Below are 24710 nucleotides of genomic sequence, written 5' to 3'. Positions count from 1 at the left end.
GGGGCCGCTTCGCCGGAGAGGAGAGGGCGATGCCGAGTGACGAGATGAGCCGCCGCATCACGGCGCTGGAGGGCGCGTTGTCCGTCGCGCGCGCGGAAGCCGCCGATATCGCGGGCCTGCGCGAACGCCTGGCCAAGGTGGAAGCCGCGACCAAGCCTGGCATCGACGCCCCCGATGTTGTCGTGCTGAAGCGCGAGGTCGAAGTGTTGCGGGCGGAAAAGATCGAATTGGAGGAACGCCTGCGCGTGGTCTCGGCGCCGCGGCTGGAAACGACGCCGGTGCAACTCTCCGAAGGGTTCCGCGCCGCCGCCCTGACCTTGCGCGACGGGCTGGCGCCCCGGCCCGGCGATCGCGGCGCCTTTGCCCTCGCGGACCTCCAGGTGGGGGTCAAAACCATGCTGGCGGTGGCGCCCGACGGGACGCTGCGCTTCGTGCTGCCCGCGCCGGGCGAAAGGCCGGATGCGCTGGCCCTGTCGGAACTGCGTTTTACCTTGCGCGCCGCCGAGGTCGCGGGGCCAGACCTCACGCTGATCACCGTCCCGGTGCTGCTGGGCCTGCCGCAGGCCGCGGCCGAGACGGCGCTGACCCGCGCGGGGCTGAAGCCCGGCGCCATGACGACCCGCGAAAGCGACTACGCGACGGGCACGGTGATCGCGCAGGATCCAGAACCGGGCGTCGAAATCCCGGCCGACATCGGCGTCGCCCTGACCCTGGCCGCGCCGCCCACCGTCGCCGTGCCCGATTGCGCGGGCCTGACGCTGGAAGCCGCGACCGCGCTGATCGAAGCCGCGGCGCTGCGCCTGGGCGCGGTGACGGGGGAGGGCGTGGTCGTGGCCCAGCAACCCATCGCCGCGGCGCGCCTGGCCCGTGGGGCCGAGGTCGCGCTGACGCTGCGGCCGCCCGCGCGGCGCGTGCCGGACGTCGCCGGGCTGAACCGCGACGACGCAACCCGCATGCTGGCGGATGCCGGGCTGATGGTCGGCGGCATCACCGAAACACCAGGCGGCACCGTGGGGCGCGTCGGTGCGCAGGAGGTGGCGGCGGGAACCGAGGTGCCACCCGGAAGCCGCGTCGGCCTGACCATCGGCAGCGGGCCTGGCCTGGACGAATTGCTGGCCCGGACCGTGAAAGCGGCGGCGGAAAGCCGCAGTGGCATCTCGGGCGGATTGCTGCGGGACAGGTTGAAGGCGGCGGGCCTGAAAACCGTCGCCGATTTCGCGGCCCTGGCCGGTGCCTCCGACGAGGTCTTGCAGAAAGCCATCGGCGCGCCGACGCCGCGGGGCCTGGTCGATGCCCGGGCGGCGATGAAGCGCGCGCTGGAATGATCACTCCGGCTTGAGGTTGATCGCCGCCGCGACCCGCCGCCAGCGGGTGATGTCGGTCCGCAGGAAGGAGGCGAAGGCGTCGAGGTCGAGCGGCGCTGGCGCGGCGCCCTCGGCCCGCAGGTGACGGGCATAGGCGGGGGTGCTGACGATGGCGTTGATCTCGGTATTCAACCGCTGCCGGATCGCCCGTGGCACGCCGCGCGGGGCCAGGACGCCCCACCAGACATCGACGGCCCAATCAATGCCGGTCTGTTCGCGAATGGTCGGCAGGTCGGGCGCGAAGGGCGAACGTTCGAGGCCGGTATAGGCGATGACCGGCACCGTGCCGGCATCGACCAGCCCCTTCACCGAGGCCATGGTCGTGATCAGCACGTCGATCCGCCCCGCGATCAGGTCGGCGGTCGAGGGCGAGATCCCGGCATAGGGGATGACCTCCATCCGGATGCCGGCATCGAGGCAGAAGGATTCCATCGCGAAATGCCCGATGCCGCCGAGGCCGGCGGTGCCGTATTGCACCCGGCCCGGGTTCGCGCGGGCGAAATCCACCAAGGCCCGCATATTGGGAAAGCCGCCGCGCGGCTTGGTGACCACGATCATCGGCGCGGTGCAGACCCGCGCCACGCCCTCGAAACTCTCCATCGCATCATAGGTCGTGCGATGGATCGTCGAACTGGTGACGAAGGAGGAGGAGGCGATCAGCAGGGTATGCCCGTCCGGCGCCGCATTCGCGACGAAGGCGGCGCCGATCGTGCTGCCGGCACCGGGGCGGTTGTCCACCATCACCGGCCGCCCCAGCGTCTGCTGCAAGGCATCCGCGATCGGGCGTGCGACGGCATCATTGCTGCCGCCCGGCGTGAAGGGCACCACCAGGCGGACCTGTTGCGACGGCCAGGCCAATTGTGACGGTAAGGATTGGGCAATCGCGGCACGCGTGCCGATGAAGGGCAGTGCCAGGCCGGCGCCAATGGCCGCGCGGCGATGGAAGGCGTGTGGCATACGAATCCTCCGGCAGGTGACCATCCCGCCTGGGGGATTCTCCCTGCGTTGTTTTCTTGTACGGACAACGCTATCTGTCATGGGTCGTTCGAGTCAACCGCACATGTCCAAACCGCTTTCCGCCGGCCGAACCCCCGATCCCCAGCACGCCGCCGCGGCGGCGCTGATGGCCGGTGCGCAGCCGCGCTATGCCAGCGTGGCAACGGCGCTGGCCGCCGAAATCCTGGATGGGCGCCGGGCGGTGGGCACGATGATGCCAACCGAACAGGAGTTATGCGCGAGTTTCGCCGTCAGCCGGTCGACCGTGCGGGAGGCGCTGCGCCGCTTGCGCGAACTGGGGCTGGTGGCTGGCGCGCAGGGGGTGGGCACGCGGGTGATCGCCGACCGCCCGCGCGGGAACTACGTGCTGGCTGTGCGTTCGGTGGCCGAGGTCATGGGCTATGCGACGCGCACCAGGCTGGACATCCACAGCCGCGCGCGCATCGTCGCCGATGCCGCGCTGGCCGAACGGATCGGCGGCGAGGCCGGGCGCGCCTGGGTGCATGTCACCGGGCTGCGCCGGCCGGCCGACCCCGCCGCGCCGCCGATCTCCTGGGTGGAACTCTACATCGATGCGGATTTCGCCGCGATCGCGGAGGACCCGGCGCTGGTCACCACCCCCGCCTACCGCCTGATCAGCACCAGGCTTGGCATCCCGGTTGCCGAGGTGGTGCAGGAGATCACCGCCATCGCCCTGCCGCCGGCCCCCGCCGAAGTATTGGGCTTGGCGCCAGGCTCACCGGGGCTGCTGATCCGCCGGCGCTTTCATGCGGCGGATGGTCGATTGCTGGAATCGACCATCAACATCCATGCCTCGGAAGACCGTTTTGCCTATTCGCTGCGGCTGGGTGCGCCGGAGGGTTAAGGGCCCGCCAGCGCCTCGGCCAGCGGCGCGATATCGGGCAGGCTGTCCACCCGCCACAGCATCGCCAGCGCCGTCTTGGCACGCGCCTCGCCCAGTCGGGGCGCGGCGAGGTCGAGGAACTTCGTATCCAGCGCCGCATCGGACAGCGGCTTGGACGCCGCGCCATAGGGTTCGGGCACGTAGCGGTCGATGCGGCGGCCGTCGCGCAGGGTGACCGTCACCTTGGCGGCGCGGATGCGCGGGTAATCCGCATCGCATTCGGCATCGGTATGGGTATGCACCAGCGCCGCCAGCGCATGCACGGCGGGGTCGGCACGCTGCGCCGCACCGAAATCGGCCAGGCCGACGCGGCCGCGCAGCAGGGCCGTGGCGATCACGAAGGGCACGCTCATCTGCGCCGTGGTCATCTCGGTCCAGCCGACGCTGCCATGGGCGGTGGAGATGGCGTAGCTGCCGATGTCGATGCGGGCGATATCCTGCGGCGACACCGATTCCGTGGCTGCGATATCCAGCACGGCATCGATCGATGAATGGATGTGGCGGCAGCAGGCATGCGGCTTCATGTAGCAATTGCCGACCGCGAAGCGCGAGGACGGATGGTTGTCACCCGCCGCCATCAAATCCAGCGCCGCGTAGTCGACATCGCCACCCGCATAGGCATTGAAGAACCCCTCGCGGAATTCCAGCACGCCGCGCGGCGCCGGCAGCCCGGCCTCGGTCATCAGCGCGGCCCAGACGCCTTCGCGTGCCGCATGGCCCGGATGGGTGCGCTTCACATCGCCCCCCGCCAAAAAGCTGAACAACCCGGCCGAGGAGGAGGCCGCGACACCAAAGGCGTTCTCCGTCGCATCGGCATCGAAGTCCAGCAGCACGGCACCCACCGCGGCGCCGGCAAAGGTGCCGACCGTCCCGGTATTGTGGAAGCCGCGCCAGCGGGCGCGCGGATGGGCGGCGGCGGCGATGCGGCAGGCGGCCTCATACCCCGCGACGACGGCGGTCAGGAAGGCCGCGCCGCTGACATGGCGCTGCGCGCCCAGTGTCAGCGCCGCCGGCAGCACGACACCGCCCGGATGCACCGACCCCGCGCGATAGCCATCGTCCAGTTCCAGCCCATGCCCGCAGGTGCCGCCGATATAGGCCGCGGAGAGCACGTCATACCGGCGCGACACGCCGGGGGAGGGCGTGGCGCCCGGCCCCGTGCCGGCTGCGGCCAGGGCGCGTTCGACCGACAGGGTTGCGTCCTGGGTCGCGCCGGCGATCATGGCGGCGATGGTATCGATGCTGTGCCGTCGCGCGGCGTTGCGGGCAAAGTCATCGACCTTGGCCAGGGTCAGCCCGGCGGTGAATTCCGCCAGTTGCCTGGTCGGGCCGGGGCGTTGGCTCGCGGTGGCCCCCGCGGTATCGCGCATCGGCATATCCATTGGTCTTCTCCCGGCCAGTTGTCGTCTTGTACGGACAACACTATGAAGACCGGGCGGCGGGCGCAAGCGGCATGAAACGGGGAGAGGCGAGAAATTGGACGCGACATCATCGGGGCTTCATATCGATCGTGACGGCTTCGTCGCCACCCTGACCATCGACCGCCCGCCGAACAACCATATCGACCGCCCCCTGGTCGTCGCTTTGGCCGAGGCGCTTGAAGCCCTGGATACCGATCCCACCTGCCGCGCCGTCGTGCTGGCCGGCGCCGGCAAGCATTTTTGCGCCGGGGCGGATTTTTCGCGCGGCGATTCCGGCGGGCTGCTGTCGCCGGAAGGCCAGCCGGGCCGGACCCTGTATCGTGAAGCGGCGCGGCTGATGGCGACGAAAAAGCCCATCGTGGCGTCCATCCAGGGGGCCGCGATCGGCGCGGGGCTTGGCCTGGCCGTCGTCGCCGATTTCCGCATCGGCTGCGCCGAGGCGCGGTTTTCCGCGAACTTCACACGGCTTGGGTTCCACCCCGGATTCGGCCTGTCCTTCACCCTGCCGCGCCTGATCGGGCAGCAGCAGGCGGCGCTGCTGTTCTATACCGGGCGACGGATCGGCGGGGAGGAGGCGTTGCGGATCAGCCTTCTGGACCAGATGGTGGCGCAGGATGCGGTGCTGGCCACCGCCCAGGCCCTGGCTGCGGAAATCGCCCAATCATCCCCCGCCGCCGTGCAATCGGTGCGCGAAACCATGCGTCAGGGCATGGCCGAGGCCTTCCTCTTCGCGACATCGCGCGAGTTCGAACAGCAATCCTGGCAACGCGGCATGAGCGATTTCGAGGAAGGCCGCCGCGCCATGGCCGAACGGCGCCTGCCTGATTTCAAGGGGCGCTGAGCGATGGTCGATCTCAACCTGGGGCAGGCCCTGTTCCATCCGCGTGCGATCGCGCTGGTCGGCGCCTCCGCCGATCCGAAGAAGAACACGTCGCGCGCGCAGCGGGTGTTGCACAAGGCTGGGTATGCCGGGCGCATCCTGCCCATCAATCCCGGCCGCGCGGAGATTTTCGGCGATGCCGCCTATCCCGATATTCGCGACGCGCCGGGGCCGATCGACCACGCGCTGGTCATGGTGCCGGCACCGGCCGTGCTGCCGGCGATCGAGGGCTGCATCGAAAAGGGCGTGCGCGTCGCGACCATCTACAGCGCCGGCTTTGCCGAAATGGGTGACGCGGGGCGCGCCCTGCAGGACCGCGTCGTCGCGGTGGCGCGGGCCGGCGGGCTGAGGTTGATCGGGCCGAATTGCCTGGGGCTGGTGAACGTCACCGATGGCGTGCCGATCACCAACAATGCGGCGGTGGAGGCCGAGGTCCTGCGTCCCGGCCCGCTCGGGCTGGTGTCGCAGAGCGGCAGCATGATGGGCGCGCTTTTGTCGCGTGCCGGGGCGCGCGGCTTGTCCTTCGCGAAGATCGTGTCGGTCGGCAATGAGTGTGACCTGGGTGTCGGCGAACTGGCGGAACTGATCGTCGAGGATGAGGCGACCAAACTGCTGTTGCTGTTCATGGAGACCTTTCGCGATGCGCCGGCGCTGGCACGGGCGGCGCGGCGGGCGCATGTGCTGGGCAAGCCGGTCATCGCCTATAAACTGGGGCGGTCCGAACTCGGTCGGCAGATCGCGGTGTCGCATACCGGTGCCATGGTCGGTGGCGACGAACTGGCCGATGCGTTTTTTCGCGAACACGGCATCCTGCGCGTGGATACGCTGGATGGGCTGGTCGAATTGCCGCGCATGGTTTTGGGGCGCAGCCCACCAAAGGGCCGCCGCGTAGCGGTGCTGACCGGCACCGGCGGTGGGGCGGCGATGATCGTGGATCGGCTGGGCAGCCTTGGTATCGAGGTCGTGCCGCCGACGCCGGCCATCCAGGAGACCTATGGTGTTTCGGACTCGCCGCTGATCGACCTGCCGATGGGTGGGGCGCCTGGCGAATATGCGCGAGTGTTCCGGGACCTGGTGGCGTCGGATCACTGCGATGTGGTGGTGGGCGTGCTGGGTTCGACGTCGCGGCTGCGGCCGGGGCAGGTGAATGAGAACATCCTGTCGGTCTACGACGGCAGCAAGCCGATCGCGGTCTTCTGCGCGCCGCAGGCGGATGAGGCGCTGCGGATCAGCGATGAGGCCGGTGTCGCCGCCTTCCGCAGCCCGGAAACCTGCGCCGATGCGCTGCACGCCTACCTGACCTGGCAAGCGCCGCGCGAGGTGCCGCCCGCGGTCGATGTCACCGCTGCGGCAGCGCAGGTGGAGAGCGCCGAGGTGTTTGACGAGGTGCAGGCCTGCGCGCTGTTTTCGACGATGGGGATCGAAGTCGCGCAGACCCAGGTCGTCACCGCGCCCGACCAGGTGCGCGGCATCGCCGGGCGCTGCGCCGTGAAACTCCTGTCGCCCGACATCCTGCACAAGACCGATGCGGGCCTGGTGCGGCTGCATATCGAGGGCGATGCGCCCATCGCCGCGGTGGTCACGGAATTCCTGGCGACGGCCGCCCGGAAATTCCCGACAGCGCGCATCCGCGGCGTGTTGGTGGCGGCGATGCAGACGGGCCTGGCGGAGGTCATCCTGGGTTTCCGCCGCGATCCGGAGATCGGGCCGGTGGTGATGCTCGGCATGGGCGGCGTGCTGGCCGAATTGCGTGCCAGCCACGCCCTGCGCATCGCGCCGGTCGATCTGGATACCGCCTGGGAGATGATCGCCGCCGTGCCGGAACTGCGCATGCTGCAAGGCTTCCGCAACCTGCCGCGCGGCGATGTCGCGGCGCTGGCCCATGCCATCGTCGCCCTGTCCAACCTGGCGCTGCTGCCCAAGGTGCAGGAAGCCGAAATCAACCCGCTGATCATCCGCGCGGAGGGCCGCGGCGCGGTCGCCGTGGACGGCCTGGTCGCCTTTGGAGACGTGCACCCATGAACGACGAAGCCCGCATGTTGCAGGATATGGTGCGGAAATTCGTCGATCGCGAATTGATGCCGCTGGAAGCCGCCGTGCTGGCGCGCGAGTCCGCTGGCGGCAAATACGCGCTGACCGACGAGGAAGAAGCGCCGCTGCTGGAGAAATGCCGCGAACTCGGCCTCTGGGGCCTGGATGTGCCGGAGGAGATGGGCGGTGTGAACCTGCCCGCCGTGACGCGGCTGATGGTGGAGGAAGAGGTTTCCCGCACCATCGTGCCCTTCGAGTTCCCGCCGGATTCCCCCAACCTGCACATGCTGATGGCGGCGGCCACGCCGGAGCAGCGCGAGCGCTACCTGGTGCCCTATGCCGAAGGCCGCGCGAAATCGGCCATCGCCATTTCCGAACCCGGCGCCGGCGGCGACCCGGCCGGCATGATCACCCGCGCGGTGAAGGATGGTGACGACTGGGTGTTGAACGGGCGAAAGATCTGGGTCAGCCGCGTGCCCTATTGCGACTTCATCATCGTCATGGCGCGCACGGGCCAGGGCAAGCGCGAGGAGGGCATGACGGCTTTCCTCGTGGACAAGGGGACCCCCGGCTTCATCATCGAACGGGAAATCCCGATGATTGGTGGGCGGCGCACTTATGAACTGGTGCTCGAGGATTGCCGCCTACCGGAGAGCCAGGTCTTGGGCGAGCTCGGCAAGGGCTACGCGCCGATGCAGTTGCGGCTGAACATCCGGCGCTTGCAACTCGGCGCCCGCTGCGCCGGGATTATTCGCCGCGCGATGGAGATGATGGTCAGCCACGCCAATCAGCGCACGACATTTGGCGTGAAACTCGCGGATCGTCAGGCGATCCAGTGGTGGATCGCCGATGCGGCCATCCGGCTGCATGCGCTGCGCCTGATGACGCAATCGGCGGCGGAAAAGCTGGACGCCGGAGGCGATGTGCGGGCCGAGGCCTCGATGATCAAGGTCTTTGCCACGGAGACGGCGCAGGAGGTGCTGGACCAGGCGATGCAGACGCATGGCGCCATGGGCATGACCAGGGAATTGCCGCTGCACCTGTTCTACCAGCAGGTTCGGCTGATGCGGATCTACGAAGGCCCGACCGAGGTGCATCGCATGGCGATCGCGCGCCGGGAGTTGCGTCGCCAGCCCTGACATCGCCTTGCCGGCGCGGCGGCGCTCGGCTTCACTCGGCGGTCTGGGATGGAGACAAGCATGACCGAAGATGTGAAGGGCGCGTCCGTGTCGCAGCGGCTTGCCGCATGGATCAGCGGCGTCACCGTCGCCGACGTGCCGGGCAATGTGCGGGACCAGGTCGTGGCCACGGCGGTCGATACCGTCGGCCTTTCACTCTCGGCGCGGCACGAGGGCTATGCCGTGGCCTGTCGCGACAGTTGGGATGCCGATGGCCCCTGCACTGTGCTGGGGCACGAACGCCGGCTGGATGCGGGCGGGGCGGCCTTCGTCAACGGCGTTGCCGCGCATGGCGAGGATTTCGACAACACCTTTGAGGGTTGTCCGGTGCATTCCGGGGCGGTGATCGTGCCGGCGATCCTGGCGCTGGCCGAACGCGACGGCTTGTCGGGCGCGCAGGTGATGGCCTCGATGGCGGTCGGGATCGAGATCATCTGTCGCCTGGGCCTGGTGGCCCAGAAGGGTGTGCATGCGGGCGGGTTCCATCCGACGTCGGTGCTGGGGACCATGGCGGCGGCCGGCGCTTGCGGGCATGCGATGGGGCTGAACGTGGCGCAGTTGACGCATGCCTTCGGCATCGCCGGCAGCGCGTCGTCGGGCATCATCGAATATTTGGCCGATGGGTCTTCGACGAAGCGCTTCCACGCCGGATGGGCGGCGCAGGCGGGGTTGCGCGCGGCCATGCTGGCGCGGGCGGGTTTTGACGGCCCGCGCACGGTGTTCGAGGGCACGCACGGGCTGTACAAATCCTTCGCGCCGTCGCTGAAGGCCGATTTCGCGCCGATCGTGGATGCGCTGGGGTCGCGCTGGGTCGCGGCGGATCTGGCGTTTAAGCCCTATGCCTGCGGCACGATGACGCAGCCCTTCATCGACGCCGCGCTGGCCTTGCGCGCCCAAGGTGTGGCGCCGGAAGACATCGCCAGCATCACTTGCGAGGTGGGCGAGGGCACAGTGCATCGGCTCTGGGCGCCGCTTGCGCTGAAGCAGGCGCCGCCGACAGCCTATGGCGCCAAGTTCAGCACGCCCTATTGCATCGCCGTGGCCCTGGTCGACGGCGATGCCGGGCTGGCGCAGTTCACCGAGGATCGCATCGCCGATCCGCGCATTCTCGCGCTCGCCGCGAAGGTCACCTACGTGGTCGATCCGGCCAATGAATACCCAAGGAACTACACCGGCCACGTCCGCGCCACGCTGAACGACGGGCGCGTGGTCGAAACGCGCCAGCCCTGCCTGCGCGGCGGCGCGCAACAGCCGCTGTCGCAGTCGGAGATCCTGGCGAAATACCGCGCCAACACACGCTTCGCCGCGGTGCCGGATGCGGTGTCGGAAGCGCTGTTGCAGGCCTTGTTGGGCCTGGGCGGGCTTGCCGATTTCGCCGTGCTGCGCGGCGCGACTATGCGCTGAACATCATCCGCAGGCGGAAGCGGCCTGCCTGCTGGATATGCGCGCGGGCCGCGGCGGCGGCCTCGGCCGGTGCGCGGCGGGCGATGGCGTCCAGGATGGCATCGTGTTCGCCCAGCACCTCCGACATGCGGCCGGGCGTCTGGTAGGTCGTGCCCGGCAGAAGTGCCATGAACACCTCCATCGTCGCGATGGCATTGGCCAAAAAACTGTTGCGTGCGGCGTGGTAGATCGCCTGGTGGAAGCGCCGGTTCAGCCGCGCCGCGACGACGGGGTTATCGGCTGCCGCGCGCATATCCTCCAACGCCTCACGCAAGTTGGCCAGGTCGATCTCGGACACCTGGCCGGCGGTGATTTCCGCTGCGCTCGCCTCCAGCCCCGCGCGGAACTGATACAATTCGCGCACGCGCTGTTCGTCGAGCGCGACGATCGCCAATCCCCGGCCCTGCACATCCTCGATCAACCGATCGGCTTCCAGCCGCCGGATCGCCTCGCGCACGGGGGTGCGGCTGGTTTGCAGCGTTTCGGCCAGATGCACTTCCCGGATGCGTTGGCCGGGACGGTACAGCCCGCTCAAGATGCCGTTGCGCAGGTGGGTATAGACGAACGCCGCACGCGAAACGCCGGCATCGGACCCGGATGGTTCGCGGGGCATGACGTCAGTTCAGGAACAGCCCGCCGTTCACATGGATGGACTGGCCGGTGATGAAGGACGATGCCGGCCGGCACAGCAGGCGGATCACCTCGGCCACATCCTCCGGCACGCCTTCGCGGCCGACGATCGGCATGCCCGCGATCCCCTTGCCCGATCCGGCCGAACGCTTGCCGCCGATCTTTCCCGGCACCACGCAGTTCACCGTGACGCCATGCCCCGCGAATTCCACCGCCAAGGCGCGGGTCAGCCCGACGACGCCAGCCTTGGCCGCGACCACATGCGCCCGTTCCGCCGCGCCGACATGCGCGCTGAAACCGCCCATGTTGATGATCCGGCCGTAGTTCCGCGGCACCATCCGGCGCAGCGCCCCGCGGGCACAGAGGAAGGCGCCATCCAGGATGGTCCCGGTGATCTCGCGCCACCGGGCAAAACTCATGTCGAGGAAAGGATCCTCGCCACGCATCGCCGCGTTGTTCACCAGGATGTCGATCCGGCCGAATGCCGCGTCGATGCTGGCCATCATCGAGTCCACGCCATCCTCGTCGGTGACATCGCAGAGCACCACCATGCTGCGGCGCCCCAACGCCTCGACCTCACGCGCGACGGCATCCGCCTCGGCGCGCGAGGAGCGTGCGTGCAGGACGACGTCAGCACCCTCGGCGGCCAGGGCGAGTGCCGTGGCGCGCCCGATCCGGCGGACGCCGCCGGTCACCAGTGCGACCTGACCCTGCATCGGCTTATCGTCCATCGTCGATCTCCTTGAGCATGAGGAAGGGGCGCAGGTCGCGCACCCGTGTCGTGGCATCCAATCCGCGCAGGGCGGCGACCAGCCTGCCGGCGCGTTCGGCGCCCAGCAGCGGCGCCATCAGGTCGAAGGCCTTGGCCTCGACCTCGGCATCGGTCATGGGGTTTTCGGGCGTGCCGCGCACCGCGCGTGCGTGGTGCAAACGCGCCGTGCCGTCCGGGCCGGTGATCGCGACGATCGCCTGCCGCGCCGGCACGGCCGCGGTCAGCGCGGCACTGGGCACCAGCACCATCTTCGATCGCATCGCGAGCACAGCGGGATCGCGCATCCGCGCCACATCATGCCCGGCGGCAAAACTGACGGTGCCGTCCAGCAGCGCCACGGCCGCCAGGTGCTGCACGCAGACATCCGGCATGCTGCGGTCGTCGACGATATGGATGCGGTCGTCCGGCATGGTGATGGTGATGGCGCCGATGGCCTCCGGCGACTGCGGCGCGCCGCCGGTCAGTGCCACGATGGCATCCAGCACCGCCTGGATGGGCGATCCGACACACCATTGCTTGATCGCCGCGCGGTCGATTTCGAAATGCTCGCCCAGGCCGTCGATCAGCGCCGCGCGATCGGGGCGTTCCGCAAACGCCGCGAACAGATTGTGCTGGCCAGCCAGGGGATCCTCGACCCCCGTAAAACCGGACGCGACCATCAGCGCCGCCAGGGTGCCGTTGCGCGCGGGCATGGCGGCGAAATCGAAGGCTTTTTCGACGTGGTAGGGATCGCGGTTCCAGAAGGGGATGCCGGACGCCTGTTGCGCGCTGTAGGACAGCATGTGCCGCACCTGGCGCGCATCCAGGCGCAGCAGCGATGCCGCCGCCGCCGCCGCGCCAAAGGCCGGGCCGATGCTATGGGTGCTGTGCCGCGCCTTGGCGGGCGCGGAAAACCCCATCGCCAGGTTCACCCGCACCGCGATGTCGTAGCCGAGCGCCACGGCCCGCAGCAGCGCCGCGCCATCGGTATCCTGGCGTTCGGCCACGGCGAGCGCCGCGGGCAGGATGGCGCAGCCCGGATGGCAGCGGCCGGCCAGGTGCGAATCATCCGTCTCGTCGGCATGCCCAGCCATGGCATTGGCGAAGGCGGCCTGGGCCGCCGGCAGCAGCACCCCGGCCCCAACCGCCAGGGCCTCGCCAAGGCCCCCGGTCGCGGCGGTGAAGCGCGAGCCCTGGCGCCCGGCGGCCAATTGCGTGCCGGAGACGATGGCGCCCAGCGTGTCCAGCACATGGTGCCGGGTCTTGCGCATGACCGCATCGGGCAGCGGCCGGTCGGCCGCCTCGGCGATGTAGGTCGAAAGCCGGATGATCTCGGTGGAAAGGATCGGTTCGGCCATGCGCGATGCTCCTTCCGTCATGTCCAACCCAACCCACGCAACGCCAGGAAGGTGCCGCCCGTCAGGATGGCCGCGTCCAGCAGGGCGGTGTGCAGCCGCAGGCTCATCCGCGTGCTCAGCCAGCGTGCCGTCATCACGCCAGGGATGCTGATGCCCCCGACCACCAGGGCCAGCGCCCAGGCGCCCGGCGGCAGTTCGCCAAGGGCCTGGAAAGTCGCGACCTTGACCAGGCCGACGACCAGCGAGATCGCCGCATCCGTCGCGACCACGGCCGAGGCCGGCAGCCCGATCGCCAACAAGGCCGCGATCAGCACCACGCCGCCACCCGGCGTGCCGCCGGTGACCAGCCCATACAGGACGCCAAGCCCCATGATCCCGACCGGCCCGACGTTCAGCCGCCGCCCCGCCAGCCAGCGTCGCGCCGGGACCATGATGATCAAGGTCACGCCCAGCAGCAGCGCCACCTGCTGGCCGCTCAGCACGGTGAACAATGCGGCCCCGGCAAAACAGGCGGGGATCGCGGCCAGGGTCAGCGGCACCACCGGCCGCCAATCGACGCGGTCGCGAAACACCACGAGCCGCGTCGCGTTGTTGAACAGCCCCGACACCGCCAGGATCGGCACCGTCGCGGCGGCGCCGATGATCGGCACCAACGCGATCGGCATCAGCAAGCCGGTGCCATAGCCCGCCAGCCCGCCGATGATGGCGGTCAGATAGGCACAGGCGCCGACCAGCAGCGCGGGCAGGATGTCGATCGCCATGAGTTAGCGCACCACGCGAATGCCGCCCTCCGTCAGGATCGCGCGCAACTGCGTCTGGTAGTTGACGAAGAAGGCCCCGGTATCGGCGGCCGACAGCCAGGCGCCCTGGAACTGGTTGTCCGCCAGGTATTTTTGCCAGGAAGCGGAGTCGCTCATGCGTTGGAACAGCTCCTGGTAATAGGCGACGGCCTCGGCCGGGATGCCGGGCGGCGCCACCAACCCGCGCGCCTGCACGACATCGGTGATGGGAAAGCCCGCCTCGCGCAGGGTGGGCACGTCGGGGAAGCCGGGCAGGCGGGCTTCCCCTACCTGGGCCAGCACACGCAGCCGGCCGGCACGGACCTGTTCACCGGCTTCGCTGGGTTCGGCGATCATCAGGTCCACATGGCCGCCCAACAGTGCCGCCATGCGTTCGCCGCCGCTGGGGAAGGAGATGAAGGCCCAGCGTGTGCCGGTATTGGCCATCAGCAATTGCCGCACCAGGTTGTCGCGCGCCGTGACCGAACCGCCCGACTGGCGGATCTGGCCCGGGCGGGCGCGGGCAGCATCGATCAGGGCGGGCAGGGTGCGGTAGGGCGATTCCGCCCGCACCACCAGCAGTGCCGGTTCGATCGCGATGCGCGCGATGGCCGTCATGTCGGTGGCCAACGCCCTGGCATCAGCCTGCACCAGCGGCAGCGACAACCACAGGCTGGTATAGACGCCCAGCACATGCGGGTCGCCGCGCTTGTCGATGATGTAGTTCATGGCCGTGGCGCCACCGCCGCCGACACGGTTGGTGACCTGCATGCGGACAGGGTTCAGCCGTTCCTGCTCCAAGGTGGTAACCAGCGCCCGGGCAAAGACGTCCGGTCCGCTGCCGGGGCCGTTGTGGGCGACGATTTCTATCGGGCGGGTCGGCACCCAGGCGGCGCGGGCCAGGCGTGGTGCGGCGATGGTGCTCGCGGCGGTGGCGACAATCAGGTGGCGTCTTTTCATTGTTTTCTCCCTTGCCTGTCTTGCGATCCGCTAGGCGCGCCGCCGTCGCAACCCCGCGAGCAACGGCGCCAGCAGGATAACAGCGGCCAGGCCCAGCATCACCGCCGAGATCGGCCGCTCCACGAGGATGACGGGATCGCCCATCGACATGGTCAGCGACTGCCGCACCGCGCGTTCCATCGCATCGCCCAGGACAAAGCCCAGGATCAGCGGCGCCGTCGGGAAATCCAGCTTGGCCATGGCGTAGCCAAGCAGCCCAAACCCCGACAACAGCACCAGGTTCATGATGTTGTCCGACACGCTGTAGGCGCCGATCAACGCCAGCCCGAAGATGATCGGGAAGAGCACGAATAGCGGAATGCGCAGGATCTGCGCGAACAACGGCACCAGCGGCAGGTTCAGCACCAGCAGCATCAGGTTGCCGATGTAGAGGCTGGCGACCAGGCCCCAAAACACCTCGGGCGATTCCTGCATCATCAGCGGACCAGGCCGCACACCCCAGAGCACCAGCGCCGACAACAGGATCGCGGTGGTGCCGCCGCCCGGGATGCCCAGCGTCAGCAGCGGCACCAGCGCGCCGCCGGAATCGGCATTGTTCGCCCCCTCGGGCGCCGCGACACCCTCCGGCACGCCTGTGCCGAATTTCTCCGGGTGCCGGGAGACGGATTTCTCGATGCCATAGGCAATGAAGGACGCGATCGAGGACCCGGCTCCCGGCAGGACGCCGACCAGGAAGCCGACGATGGAACCATTGGCGAAGGCGAAGCGGCAGGCCTTCAACTCCGCGCGCGAGGGCAGCAATTCGCGCAAGGTGTTCGGCACCGGCAGCACCTCGTTTTCCTCCCGCGCCTGGATGCTTTCCAGCACCCCGGCGATGGCAAAGACGCCGATGGCGATGACCATGAAGTCGATGCCGCTGATCAGGAAGGAGGAGCCGAAAGTGAAGCGACTCTGCGATGTGAAGAGGTCGGTGCCGATGCTCGTCAGCCACAGCCCAAACAGCAGCGACAGCAGCGCCTTGATCAGCGAATTACCGCCGAGCACCACCACGAGCGACAGGCCAAGCACCATCAAGGCAAAATATTCGGGCGAACTGAACCGCAGGGCAAAGGCGGCGATCGGCGGCGCCATCATCGTCAGCGCGACGATCCCGAACGTGCCGGCGATGAAGGAGGAAATCGCCGCGATCCCCAGCGCCGCACCCGCCCGCCCATTGCGCGCCATCTGGTGCCCGTCCAGGCAGGTGACGACAGACGACGCCTCGCCCGGAATGTTCAGCAGGATCGATGTCGTCGAACCGCCATACTTCGCGCCAAAATAGATGCCCGACAGCATGATGATGCCGCCGGTCGGATCCATCCCATAGGTCAGCGGCAGCAGCAGCGCGATCGTCGCGGCCGGCCCCAGCCCCGGCAGGATTCCGACGATGGTGCCGAGGAAGCAGCCGACAAAGCACCAGCCCAGGTTGATCGGCTGCAAGGCGACGGCAAAGCCATGCCCCAGGCCGTTCAGGACGTCCACGGAAGCGCCTCCATCAGAAGCCCCATGGCCCGGCTGGCAGCGCCACGCCCAAGACTTGTGTGAACACCAGCCAAAATCCGCCGGCGCAGCCGATCGCGACCAGGGCCGCGCTGCGCCAGGGGCGTTCGAAGACATAGATCACGATGAACACCGTCAGCGCCGCGAAGCCGGCCACGAAGCCGATCCACTGCATCAGCACCGCGGTGCCGGCAAAGACCGCCCAGGTCAGCAGCGCGCGCAGGTGGCCCGCCACATCCGGCGCAGCATGTTTTGCGCGCGACGCACGAATACTGGCCTGGACCACCAGTGCCACCGACAGCCCCAGCATCAGCAGCCCGTAGCCGAAGGGGAAGAAGCCAGGCCCAGGCCCGTCCGGCCCCATCAGGTCCCAACTGCCGGCGCGCATGGCGATGAAGCCGCCAAGGCCCGCCAGCGCCAGGCCCGCCACCACATTCCCGTCAGGGCGGGTCAGGCGCACAGCACGACCAGGTCGCGCACATCATCCAGCGCATCCAGCGCCCAGACCCGGTCGGCGATCCGCCGCGCGCGATCGGGCCCCAGGATATCGGCGACATTCCCCAAAAACTTGCGTTCCAGCGCCGCGTCGGACATCGGGTTCTTCACGGTGCCGCTGGCATGCGCGACCGGGGCTTCGAACCGTCGCCCGTCGGTCGCGATCAAGGTCGCATGCGCCTGGTCCTTGCCGAAGGCATCGACCGTGGTGACCTGCACCTTCGGCCGGAACGCCAAGACATCGGCGGCGCCGGACCGCGCATCGGAGTATTGCGCGATACCAGCCGTCCCATCCAGATAGGCCACCGAGGCCGAGTGGTTGATGCTGAACTTCGACATCAGCCCCGACCGCGGATCGTCCACGCCGGTGATCTTCACGGCATGCGGGTGGACGGACAGCTCGATCCGCGCGACCGCCTCGGCGGGCAGGGCGGCGTTCTGCGACAGCGCGATCATGGCGTCGATCAGCGGGTGCAGCACGATGCCGCAGGCATAGGGCTTGTAGCCGTTGCGGGCGATTTCCCAGCGCTCGCCAAGCCCTTCGGTGATCCGCTCCGGCGTCGACTGGGTGCTGTAGATGCGGGTGAAGCCGCGCTTGCCCTCAAGGATCTCGACCGAAGAGTTGAAGCCGCGTGCGGCCAGCAGCGCCGCCAGCGCGCCGCTATTGGCAGCCTTCCCGGCATGCAGCGACTTGCACATCGTGCCGCGGTTCTGTTGCATTCCCGCGGCCTGGGTCGTGGCGATGCCGATCGCGTGGTTGGTCTGGGCGGCATCCAGCCCGAGCAACCGCGCCCCGGCCGCCCCGGCCGCGATGGCACCCAAGGTGCCGGTCAGGTGCCAGCCGCCGTCATGATGCGCGGGCGCGCCCAGACCCGCCCGCACCCCGGCCTCGAACCCGCCCACATAGGCCGCGATCAGGTCGCGGCCCGATACCGGCGCGCGTTCGGCCAGGCCCAGCAGCGCTGCCAGCACCGGCGAACTGGTGTGCAGCACCACCCCGCCCATGTGGGTGTCGTCGAAGTCGAGCAGATGGCCCATCTGGCCATTGACGATTGGCGCCTCCAGCAGCCCGATCTTCAGCCCGCCATGGCCAAGCACATGGGCGCGCGGGGCCGATCCGATGTCGGCGAAGGTGTCGAGCAGGATTCGGATCGTGTCGTGGCAGCTGGCGGCGAGGGCGCAGCCGATCCAGTCCAGCACGCCACGCCGGGCCTCATGCACCACGGCGGCGGGCAGGGCGTCGAAGCGGATGCCGGCGATGAAGGCTCCAAGGGCCTTGGTGACGCCCAGGTCGAGCGCGGCCACGCCATAGGCATTCTGCGACGAAACCATCGTGGTTCGCTCCTCCCCCTTGCGTGCCTTTGCTCGGCCGCTTGAGGTGGGAGGCTAATGTAGATGTATGCAGATGTATACGTCCCGCCGCGTGAAGCCGCCGGGCTCGCGGTAGGTCAGCCGGCACTGCGATGTTTATTTTTTTCTTCCTGGCACAGGCTTTTCAACACATTCCTGCCGCCGGGACTGCCCAGGAGGGGGCTGTCCGGCGTCCAATCGCCATCAACTTTCATCTGCCTCGTTCCGAGAACGATTCTCAGTGATTGGATTTTCCATTACGAAAGCTGCACGGGATTGGAGCGTTTTCGTTAAATGAAACGAGTTCTGGCCGGCTGGACACTGTGCTTCCGCGTGCACGGGCATGCCTGACCTGGACCGGATTCCGGGGCATGCGCCCCCGATGCCGTTCCGGCGCCCATTCCTGGCCGACCCGATAAAATTGCGGTTTGTCTGCGTTTCGTGGTCGACCTGCTGCGTTCTGCGAAGGAGCGGGTCCCGGCGGGTGCATGCGCCAGACGCCGGCCTGACCCCACACCACCTCCAAAGCGACCCGCCGCCAAAGGCCATCGCCGATGGAAAGCCACGCCTCCGCGTAAAAATCGCAAGACAGAAATAGGGGCGTCGCCGAACGCCGTAAATCGGTTAATTTCGTTTAGATCAAGCAATCTTCCTCTCGAAATACCAGACTGAGGTCAACCAAAAGGAACGCCTTCATGTTCATTCAGCACACGCAAACCGTTAGCGACCTGCACACCGCGGCCTTCACATCGCGCGAGATCGTATCGCCCCGCGATGCCATGGCCGCCCGCCTGCCAGGCTTCGTGCAGCCCTTCCTGACCTGGCTGACCGCCAGGCCGGCGATGGGCGAAGCCCCAAACCCGCGCAGCGCGATGAGTTTCGTCGTGGGTTCGCTGGCCTGGACGTTCGGTGGATGCCTGCTGGCGCTGGTGCCGTTCCTGCTGACCGGCGCGCCCGCCGCGGCCTGGCTGCTGGTGCCGGCGGGGCTGCTCGCCACCTGCTGCGGGCTGGGACTGTTTCAGGTGGTCATCTTCCACCATTGCTCCCACGGCACCGTCTTCGCGACGCGCGACGCGAATCGCAGGGCGGGCCGGCTCATCTCCGCGCTGTTGTTGTTCAAGCGCTTCGACGACTACCAGCACGAACACATGCTGCACCACAGCGCCAAGAAGCTGCTGACCGAGGAAGATGAATTCGCCGATTTCGTCATGGGCATGTGCGGCCTGGAACCAGGCCTGTCCAAGCAGGAATTGTGGCGCCGGGTGATCGTGAACCTGATCTCCCCCCGGTTTCACGCCCGCTTCCTGCTGCGCCGCGTGCGCGCCAGCCTGATCACCGGGGATGCCGCGCATGACTGGCCGGGCCGTGTTGCCTGGACCGCGGCAATCGCGCTGTCCCTGGCCACCGGGACCTTCTGGCTCTTTGCCCTGGTCTGGATCCTGCCGGTCACGGTCCTGCTGCAGATCGCGACGGTCTTTCGTATCCTGTGCGAACACAGCTTCCCCGAACCGGCCCTGATCGCGACGCGGGACAAGGATTTCGTCTGCCACGCGACGGCCGGCGTCTTCCCCGGCCGTGCCCCGCCGCTGGAACGGGCGACGACGGCGGCCGGCCTTCTGGCCTGGGGCCTGTGGTGGGCCGATATGCTGACGGTGCAGCTTTTCGTCCGGCTCTTCGTGCTGGTCGGCGATGCGCCATGCCATGACTTCCACCACCGCCGCCCGGCCACACGGCGCTGGACCACCTATATCCACGCGCGCCAGCAGGACCTGGACCAGGGCTCGCCCGGCTTCCCGGCCGGCTATTTCGAAAACTGGGGCCTGGTCCGTGCGGTGGACCGCAACCTCGCGACCTTGTCCGTCACAGCGCCGGAAACGATCGGGCGCTGAGCGGGGGAGGACGGGGGAGGCGGGCCCGGGCGACGACGCCCGGGCCCGATCGCCCCGCACGGCGATACAGCTCTATCCGGCGACGTCGGCGATCCGCACCGCCTTGGCGGGGAGCGTCAGGGTCACCGTCGTGCCCGCACCGGCCTCGCTGAAAATCTCCAGCGTGCCGCCATGGGCCTCGGTCAGCCCCTTGGCGATCGGCAGGCCCAGCCCGGTCCCGGCAAAGGCACGGTCATGGCCATTGTCGATCTGCTGGAAGGGTTCCAGGGCCCGCGGCAGATCCTCGGCCCGCATCCCGACGCCGGTGTCGGCGACAGTCACTTCGCAGCGACCATCCGCCAGGCGTTGGGCACCGATGCGCGCCCGCCCGCCGGGCTGGGTGAATTTCACGGCATTGCTCAGCAGGTTGATGATGACCTGGCGGAAGCGCATCGGATCCACCAGGATTTCGAGCCCGGGCTCCGTCGGCGCGACCTCGACCGCGATCCCGCGCGGGATGGCCAGCGCCGAAATCTCGCGCGCGGCGCCGGTGATCACGTATTCGGCCGAGACCCAGGCCGGCGCCAGCATCGGCGTGCTGCGCGACAGGCTGGAATAATCCAGGATGTCGTTGATCAGTTCCAGCAGGGAACGGCCCGATTGCAGGATCTGCTGCGCGTAGTCGCGGCGCTGCTTGGCCGTCAGGCGGTAGCGTGAGCCCGGGGCCATCATCTCGGAAAAGCCGATGATCGCGCTCAGCGGCGTGCGCAGCTCGTGGCTCCAGGTCGCGAGGAAGCGCGCCCGCAGCGCGCTTGCCTCCTCGGCGGAGGCCTTGGCGCTGCGCAGTTCCAGCTCGGCCTGCTTGCGCGCCAGCACGTCGATGTAGACCGACAGTGCTCCCTCGACGAGTTCCTGGTCCCCGACCTCGAAGGGGCGGCTCACATTCGCCTCGGACTGGTTGCCGATGATCAGCCCATGCCCGGAGGCCCGGTCGTGCGCCCAGAGCACATACGGCACCCGCAGGATGCCGGTCAGCTCATAGGCCGGCGGCTCAAGCACCGTGCGGGAGGTGGTCAGGAAGAAGGCCGGCGCGTTGGGCACGGTGACCCAGGGCGCCGGCACGTCGGCGCCGAAGCCGATGGCGTGGGTCACGCGGAATCGGTCGGGGGCCTCCGGGTTGCCGTCGCAGCGGACGAAGGCGGCGCGGTCGCACAGCGTGTTTTCCACGACGACCTGCAGCAGCGCGCTGCCGATTTCATCGGGCGACCCACTGACATCTGCGACGCGGTGGGCCTCGCGGATCAGCTTGGCGACGGTGCGGCTGCGGCGGGCCTCGCGGAAGGCCTGGCTCTGCTCCTCCTGCAACCGCAGCAGCCGCGTGCCCAGGTCGTTGCACTCCCGCCGGTAATAGGCGAGCTCGCGTTCCAGCTTGCCGATATCGAGGCGTACGAGATTGCTCACGATGCACGTCTCAATACGCTCAATACACCGGTCCAATCCAGCGGAAGGCTGCTTTCGCCGTCGAAGGGCGCGATCTCGACCCCCGAATAGAAGCCCATGAAGGGCAGGTGGGGGTCCAGCGTCTGCAGGACGACCTCGGCCTCCTCGACCGGCGCGCCGCTGCGGGCGCTGGCCCGGCCGGCGCAGTCGATATACAGCGCCAGCAGGTTCTCGGCGCCGGCGACCGCGGCGTTCAGCCCGGCCACGCCGCGGCGAACGGATTCCAGCATCAGCGCATTGTCGCGGCTCATGATCTGGACCTGGGTGCCGAGCGCGAAATCCGGCTCGAACAAGGTGATCGACCCGCTTTCCGGGTTGGCGCGCAGGATCAGCCGGTTGACGTAGGCGTTCTCGTCATAGGGCGCGAAGGGGTCGCCGCGCTTCTGGCCCAGGGTCGCGACCAGCGACAATTCATGCCCGCGCGACTTGCCGATCGGCAGGCCGAGCATCCGTTCGATCACATGCAGCGCCGGCTCGCCGTCCAATTCATAGACATGGGCGCCATCGATGCGGGTGATCTCCATGAAGGCGCTGACCGGGCGGCAGCCGTGCAGGATCACCGTCTCGGCCTGGATGCAGGATGGGAAGACGAGTGCCAGCGCGGCGTGCTTGCTGACGCCCTGGCCGTCGAACACCCATGCGCCCGACATGTTCATGTCGGTCAGCAGCCCGCCGCCCAGCAGGTAGACCGGCGCATTGCCGACGCCCTCGTTGAAGCCGGCGACGATCGAGCTTGCATGGTGCAGTCGCGGGGGCAGGGTGCTGGCGACGCTGTCGAACAGCAGCAGGGCGACGCAACGCTCCGAAACCCCCTCCCTGACCGCGACGCCGAGCGCCAGGCCCGCGGCCCGCTCATCCGTCTGGAGGTCGTGGTTCGTGATCAGCCGCGGGGTCGTCGCGGGATCGTCAAATGCCACCAGGCCGAGTTCGAAGCCGCTGATGCCGAAGCCCTGGCGTGAGATGGCGCCGGCGGCGGAACCGCCGACCACCGGCACCGGCCCGAAGGCGGCCAGTAGCGCCTCCAGCACCGCATGGGGGTCGTGCTTGCCGCCGACAAAGGCCATCAGCATCCGTGGCGCGTTCGGCCCCAGGCTTGCGGCGGCCTGACGCACCGCGGCCGCTGGGTCGGAGCTTTTGCCATAGGCGACACGCATCAATCCGTTCCCCGCCGCGGCTCGGTCGCCCACCTGATTGAACCTGAGGCTTTGTAAACCAAACAGTGGGGGCACACGCAATGACACTCGCCCCCCGGTAGCAGGTCTACATTACTTATCTATCAGAACCTGGGGTCGATCGGTACGGCTTGCAAGTGAATCGCCGAGGCCCGATGGAGGCTCGTCCGACCCTCTGGTCCGCGCCGATCAGGCCCATGTTCTTCTCGTATTCAAGATGAGTCCATCGCGTCATCATGCCGGCCGGGACGCTCGTGCCGTGCAAGCGATAACGACGGATACGAAAGTTGACTTCCGATGCATGACGCGGCGCCACCCGCCATCGAGCCCCGGCCGGGTCGCATCGCGCGGCCCCGCCGGGACGCGGACGGGCAGGGGTGGCTGCGCTGGGTCCCGGGGGTCGCGATGTTGCGCGGCTACCAGATCGGCTGGCTGCGCCACGACCTGGTGGCCGGGCTGGTGCTGACGACCATGCTCATCCCGGTCGGCGTCGCCTATGCGGTCGCATCGGGATTGCCCGGAATCTATGGGCTTTATGCGACCATCGTGCCCTTGCTGGCCTATGCGGTGTTCGGACCAAGCCGGATCCTGGTCATTGGGCCCGACTCCTCCCTGGCCGCGATCATCCTGGCCGTCGTGCTGCCGCTGTCCGGGGGCGACCCGATGCGGGCGGTGGCGCTGGGCGGTGCGCTGGCCATCGTGTCCGGCATCGTGTGCATCGCGGCCGGGCTGGTGCGCCTGGGCTTCCTGACCGAATTGCTCTCCAAGCCGATCCGCTATGGCTACATGAACGGGATCGCGGTGACGGTGCTGATCAGCCAGTTGCCGAAGCTCTTCGGCTTTTCCATCGATGCCGATTGGCCGATCGCGAGCCTGCGCGCGATCGGCCAGGGCATCTGGGACGGCCGGGTCAATGGGACGAGCTTGCTGGTCGGTGCCGCGACCCTGGCCACGATCCTGCTGCTGAAGGGCAGCAAGCGGCTGCCGGGGATCCTTATCGCCGTCGTCGGCGCGACAATCGCCGTGGGCATGCTCGGCCTGTCGGAGCATGCCGGCGTGGCGGTCCTGGGCTCGCTTCCGGCCGGACTCCCGGGTTTGAGCATTCCCTGGATCGGGCCCGACGACATCATGCCCGTGCTGGTCGGCGGTTGTGCGGTGGCGGTGGTCTCCTTTGCAGATACCAGCGTGCTGTCGCGCATCTACGCCACGCGGACCGGCACCTATGTCGATCCCAACCAGGAGATGCTCGGGCTCGGCGCCGCGAACCTGGCCGCCGGCTTCTTCCAGGGCTTCCCGATCAGCAGCAGTTCGTCCCGCACGCCGGTCGCCGAGGCGGCGGGGGCGAAGACGCAGGTCACCGGCGTCGTCGGCGCGCTGAGCGTGGCCCTGCTGCTCGTCGCGGCACCGGATCTCCTGGAATTCCTGCCGGCCCCGGCGCTGGCCGCCGTCGTGATCGCCTCGGCCATCGGCCTGATCGAGGTCGCTGACCTCCGCCGCATCTACAGCATCCAGCGCTGGGAGTTCTGGCTGTCGATCGTATGCTTCGTCGGCGTGGCGGTGCTGGGTGCGATCCCGGGGATTGGCCTGGCCATCGTCATCGCGGTCATCGAATTCCTCTGGGACGGCTGGCGGCCGCATTGGGCGGTGCTGGGCCGTGCCGAGGGGGTGAAAGGGTATCACGACATCAAGCGTTACCCAGGCGCCCGCCTGATACCGGGGCTGGTGCTGTTCCGCTGGGATGCCCCCTTGTTCTTCGCCAATGCGGAGGTGTTCCAGGAGACGGTCCTCGATGCCCTGGCGGCATCGCCGACACCGGTGCGATGGCTGGTCGTCGCGGCCGAGCCGGTGACCAGCATCGATGTCACCGCGGCGGACTCCCTGGCCGAGCTGGACGACAGGCTGCGTGCGGCCGGCATCACGCTGTGCTTCGCCGAGCTGAAGGACCCGGTGAAGGACAAGCTGAAGCGCTTCCGGCTGTTTGAGCGCTTCGGCGAGGCGCAGATGTTCCCGACGATCGGCGCGGCGGTCGACGCCTACCTGGCAGCGCATGATGTGGAGTGGGTCGACTGGGACGAACGGCCTGCGTAGGAC

At 68.5% G+C, this 24710-nt stretch carries 20 protein-coding genes; 8 read left to right on the top strand and 12 right to left on the bottom strand.

What is annotated here, in order from left to right; genetic code table 11:
• The first annotated feature begins 29 nt into the window (after nt 1–29).
• The gene (locus tag ACQW02_RS12230; protein WP_431285521.1) at nt 30–1325 is read left to right on the top strand and encodes a PASTA domain-containing protein; all 1296 of its coding nucleotides are present in this window, start codon (nt 30–32) and stop codon (nt 1323–1325) included.
• Here the strand turns inward: ACQW02_RS12230 and ACQW02_RS12225 are convergent, their stop codons facing one another.
• A complete protein-coding gene (locus ACQW02_RS12225; RefSeq protein ID WP_431285520.1) occupies nt 1326–2321 on the bottom strand; it encodes a Bug family tripartite tricarboxylate transporter substrate binding protein in 996 nt (331 codons plus the stop codon). It abuts the gene before it with no gap.
• A gap of 103 nt (nt 2322–2424) precedes the next feature.
• Here ACQW02_RS12225 and ACQW02_RS12220 point away from each other — a divergent pair, with 103 nt between their 5' ends.
• The gene (locus ACQW02_RS12220; protein WP_431285519.1) at nt 2425–3225 is read left to right on the top strand and encodes a GntR family transcriptional regulator; all 801 of its coding nucleotides are present in this window, start codon (nt 2425–2427) and stop codon (nt 3223–3225) included.
• On the opposite strand, the gene ACQW02_RS12215 is transcribed toward ACQW02_RS12220, so the two are convergent.
• Nucleotides 3222–4634: an MmgE/PrpD family protein gene (locus ACQW02_RS12215; RefSeq protein WP_431285518.1), complete on the bottom strand. Its 1413-nt coding sequence runs from the start codon at nt 4632–4634 to the stop codon at nt 3222–3224. The genes ACQW02_RS12220 and ACQW02_RS12215 overlap by 4 nt on opposite strands.
• 106 nt (nt 4635–4740) lie before the next feature.
• On the opposite strand from ACQW02_RS12215, the gene ACQW02_RS12210 reads away from it, so the two are divergent.
• The 4 genes from ACQW02_RS12210 to ACQW02_RS12195 are packed head-to-tail and all read left to right on the top strand — an operon-like array spanning nt 4741 to nt 10178.
• Nucleotides 4741–5526: an enoyl-CoA hydratase/isomerase family protein gene (locus tag ACQW02_RS12210; RefSeq protein ID WP_431285517.1), complete on the top strand. Its 786-nt coding sequence runs from the start codon at nt 4741–4743 to the stop codon at nt 5524–5526.
• Between the two features lie 3 nt (nt 5527–5529).
• Nucleotides 5530–7587: an acetate--CoA ligase family protein gene (locus ACQW02_RS12205; protein WP_431285516.1), complete on the top strand. Its 2058-nt coding sequence runs from the start codon at nt 5530–5532 to the stop codon at nt 7585–7587.
• Entirely contained in the window at nt 7584–8735 is a 1152-nt protein-coding gene (locus ACQW02_RS12200) for an acyl-CoA dehydrogenase family protein (protein WP_431285515.1), read from the top strand. Before ACQW02_RS12205 ends, ACQW02_RS12200 begins: the two co-directional genes overlap by 4 nt.
• A 60-nt stretch (nt 8736–8795) precedes the next feature.
• Nucleotides 8796–10178, top strand: a complete 1383-nt coding sequence (locus ACQW02_RS12195; RefSeq protein ID WP_431285514.1) for an MmgE/PrpD family protein — start codon at nt 8796–8798, stop codon at nt 10176–10178.
• On the opposite strand, the gene ACQW02_RS12190 is transcribed toward ACQW02_RS12195, so the two are convergent.
• From ACQW02_RS12190 to ACQW02_RS12155, 8 genes are read right to left on the bottom strand one after another with little or no spacing between them, the layout of a single operon-like run.
• Nucleotides 10168–10830 carry a GntR family transcriptional regulator gene (locus tag ACQW02_RS12190; protein WP_431285513.1) on the bottom strand — a complete coding sequence of 221 codons (663 nt, stop codon included), beginning with the start codon at nt 10828–10830 and terminating at the stop codon, nt 10168–10170. The two genes, ACQW02_RS12195 and ACQW02_RS12190, sit on opposite strands and share 11 nt — an antisense overlap.
• A 4-nt stretch (nt 10831–10834) precedes the next feature.
• The gene (locus ACQW02_RS12185) at nt 10835–11578 is read right to left on the bottom strand and encodes an SDR family NAD(P)-dependent oxidoreductase (RefSeq protein ID WP_431285512.1); all 744 of its coding nucleotides are present in this window, start codon (nt 11576–11578) and stop codon (nt 10835–10837) included.
• Entirely contained in the window at nt 11568–12956 is a 1389-nt protein-coding gene (locus ACQW02_RS12180) for an MmgE/PrpD family protein (protein WP_431285511.1), read from the bottom strand. The genes ACQW02_RS12185 and ACQW02_RS12180 overlap by 11 nt, the downstream gene beginning before the upstream one ends.
• Before the next feature lie 17 nt (nt 12957–12973).
• Complete coding sequence (locus ACQW02_RS12175; protein WP_431285510.1) at nt 12974–13717, bottom strand: sulfite exporter TauE/SafE family protein; 744 nt, start codon at nt 13715–13717, stop codon at nt 12974–12976.
• A 3-nt stretch (nt 13718–13720) separates the two neighbouring features.
• Nucleotides 13721–14695, bottom strand: a complete 975-nt coding sequence (locus ACQW02_RS12170) for a Bug family tripartite tricarboxylate transporter substrate binding protein (protein WP_431285509.1) — start codon at nt 14693–14695, stop codon at nt 13721–13723.
• Between the two features lie 30 nt (nt 14696–14725).
• Nucleotides 14726–16216 (bottom strand): tripartite tricarboxylate transporter permease, encoded by a 1491-nt coding sequence (locus tag ACQW02_RS12165; protein ID WP_431285508.1) that lies wholly within the window; start codon nt 16214–16216, stop codon nt 14726–14728.
• 13 nt (nt 16217–16229) lie between these two features.
• Nucleotides 16230–16694, bottom strand: a complete 465-nt coding sequence (locus tag ACQW02_RS12160) for a tripartite tricarboxylate transporter TctB family protein (RefSeq protein WP_431285507.1) — start codon at nt 16692–16694, stop codon at nt 16230–16232.
• A complete protein-coding gene (locus ACQW02_RS12155) occupies nt 16685–18061 on the bottom strand; it encodes an MmgE/PrpD family protein (protein ID WP_431285506.1) in 1377 nt (458 codons plus the stop codon). The genes ACQW02_RS12160 and ACQW02_RS12155 overlap by 10 nt, the downstream gene beginning before the upstream one ends.
• Before the next feature lie 713 nt (nt 18062–18774).
• Here ACQW02_RS12155 and ACQW02_RS12150 point away from each other — a divergent pair.
• Nucleotides 18775–19968, top strand: coding sequence for a fatty acid desaturase (locus ACQW02_RS12150; protein WP_431285505.1), 1194 nt, complete (start codon nt 18775–18777; stop codon nt 19966–19968).
• A 72-nt stretch (nt 19969–20040) separates the two neighbouring features.
• Here ACQW02_RS12150 and ACQW02_RS12145 read toward each other — a convergent pair whose 3' ends face one another.
• Entirely contained in the window at nt 20041–21408 is a 1368-nt protein-coding gene (locus ACQW02_RS12145; RefSeq protein ID WP_431285504.1) for a sensor histidine kinase, read from the bottom strand.
• Nucleotides 21405–22601 carry an FIST signal transduction protein gene (locus tag ACQW02_RS12140; RefSeq protein ID WP_431285503.1) on the bottom strand — a complete coding sequence of 399 codons (1197 nt, stop codon included), beginning with the start codon at nt 22599–22601 and terminating at the stop codon, nt 21405–21407. Before ACQW02_RS12140 ends, ACQW02_RS12145 begins: the two co-directional genes overlap by 4 nt.
• Nucleotides 22602–22916: 315 nt before the next feature.
• On the opposite strand from ACQW02_RS12140, the gene ACQW02_RS12135 reads away from it, so the two are divergent.
• Nucleotides 22917–24707 carry a SulP family inorganic anion transporter gene (locus ACQW02_RS12135; RefSeq protein WP_431285502.1) on the top strand — a complete coding sequence of 597 codons (1791 nt, stop codon included), beginning with the start codon at nt 22917–22919 and terminating at the stop codon, nt 24705–24707.
• Nucleotides 24708–24710: the final 3 nt, after the last annotated feature.

The sequence above is a fragment of the Humitalea sp. 24SJ18S-53 genome (assembly GCF_050632385.1).
In the GTDB taxonomy this organism is placed as follows: domain Bacteria; phylum Pseudomonadota; class Alphaproteobacteria; order Acetobacterales; family Acetobacteraceae; genus Humitalea.
Note: the sequence above shows the minus strand (reverse complement) of the source record. Positions and strands in the feature narration are given on the sequence as shown.

Bases quoted from the DNA above. Each gene is read 5' to 3' on its own strand.
- ACQW02_RS12230 (WP_431285521.1), top strand. From the start codon at position 30: ATGCCGAGTGACGAGATGAGCCGCCGCATCACGGCGCTGGAGGGCGCG.
- ACQW02_RS12225 (WP_431285520.1), bottom strand. From the start codon at position 2,321: ATGCCACACGCCTTCCATCGCCGCGCGGCCATTGGCGCCGGCCTGGCA.
- ACQW02_RS12220 (WP_431285519.1), top strand. From the start codon at position 2,425: ATGTCCAAACCGCTTTCCGCCGGCCGAACCCCCGATCCCCAGCACGCC.
- ACQW02_RS12215 (WP_431285518.1), bottom strand. From the start codon at position 4,634: ATGCGCGATACCGCGGGGGCCACCGCGAGCCAACGCCCCGGCCCGACC.
- ACQW02_RS12205 (WP_431285516.1), top strand. From the start codon at position 5,530: ATGGTCGATCTCAACCTGGGGCAGGCCCTGTTCCATCCGCGTGCGATC.
- ACQW02_RS12200 (WP_431285515.1), top strand. From the start codon at position 7,584: ATGAACGACGAAGCCCGCATGTTGCAGGATATGGTGCGGAAATTCGTC.
- ACQW02_RS12195 (WP_431285514.1), top strand. From the start codon at position 8,796: ATGACCGAAGATGTGAAGGGCGCGTCCGTGTCGCAGCGGCTTGCCGCA.
- ACQW02_RS12190 (WP_431285513.1), bottom strand. From the start codon at position 10,830: ATGCCCCGCGAACCATCCGGGTCCGATGCCGGCGTTTCGCGTGCGGCG.
- ACQW02_RS12185 (WP_431285512.1), bottom strand. From the start codon at position 11,578: ATGGACGATAAGCCGATGCAGGGTCAGGTCGCACTGGTGACCGGCGGC.
- ACQW02_RS12180 (WP_431285511.1), bottom strand. From the start codon at position 12,956: ATGGCCGAACCGATCCTTTCCACCGAGATCATCCGGCTTTCGACCTAC.
- ACQW02_RS12175 (WP_431285510.1), bottom strand. From the start codon at position 13,717: ATGGCGATCGACATCCTGCCCGCGCTGCTGGTCGGCGCCTGTGCCTAT.
- ACQW02_RS12170 (WP_431285509.1), bottom strand. From the start codon at position 14,695: ATGAAAAGACGCCACCTGATTGTCGCCACCGCCGCGAGCACCATCGCC.
- ACQW02_RS12155 (WP_431285506.1), bottom strand. From the start codon at position 18,061: ATGGTTTCGTCGCAGAATGCCTATGGCGTGGCCGCGCTCGACCTGGGC.
- ACQW02_RS12150 (WP_431285505.1), top strand. From the start codon at position 18,775: ATGTTCATTCAGCACACGCAAACCGTTAGCGACCTGCACACCGCGGCC.
- ACQW02_RS12140 (WP_431285503.1), bottom strand. From the start codon at position 22,601: ATGCGTGTCGCCTATGGCAAAAGCTCCGACCCAGCGGCCGCGGTGCGT.
- ACQW02_RS12135 (WP_431285502.1), top strand. From the start codon at position 22,917: ATGCATGACGCGGCGCCACCCGCCATCGAGCCCCGGCCGGGTCGCATC.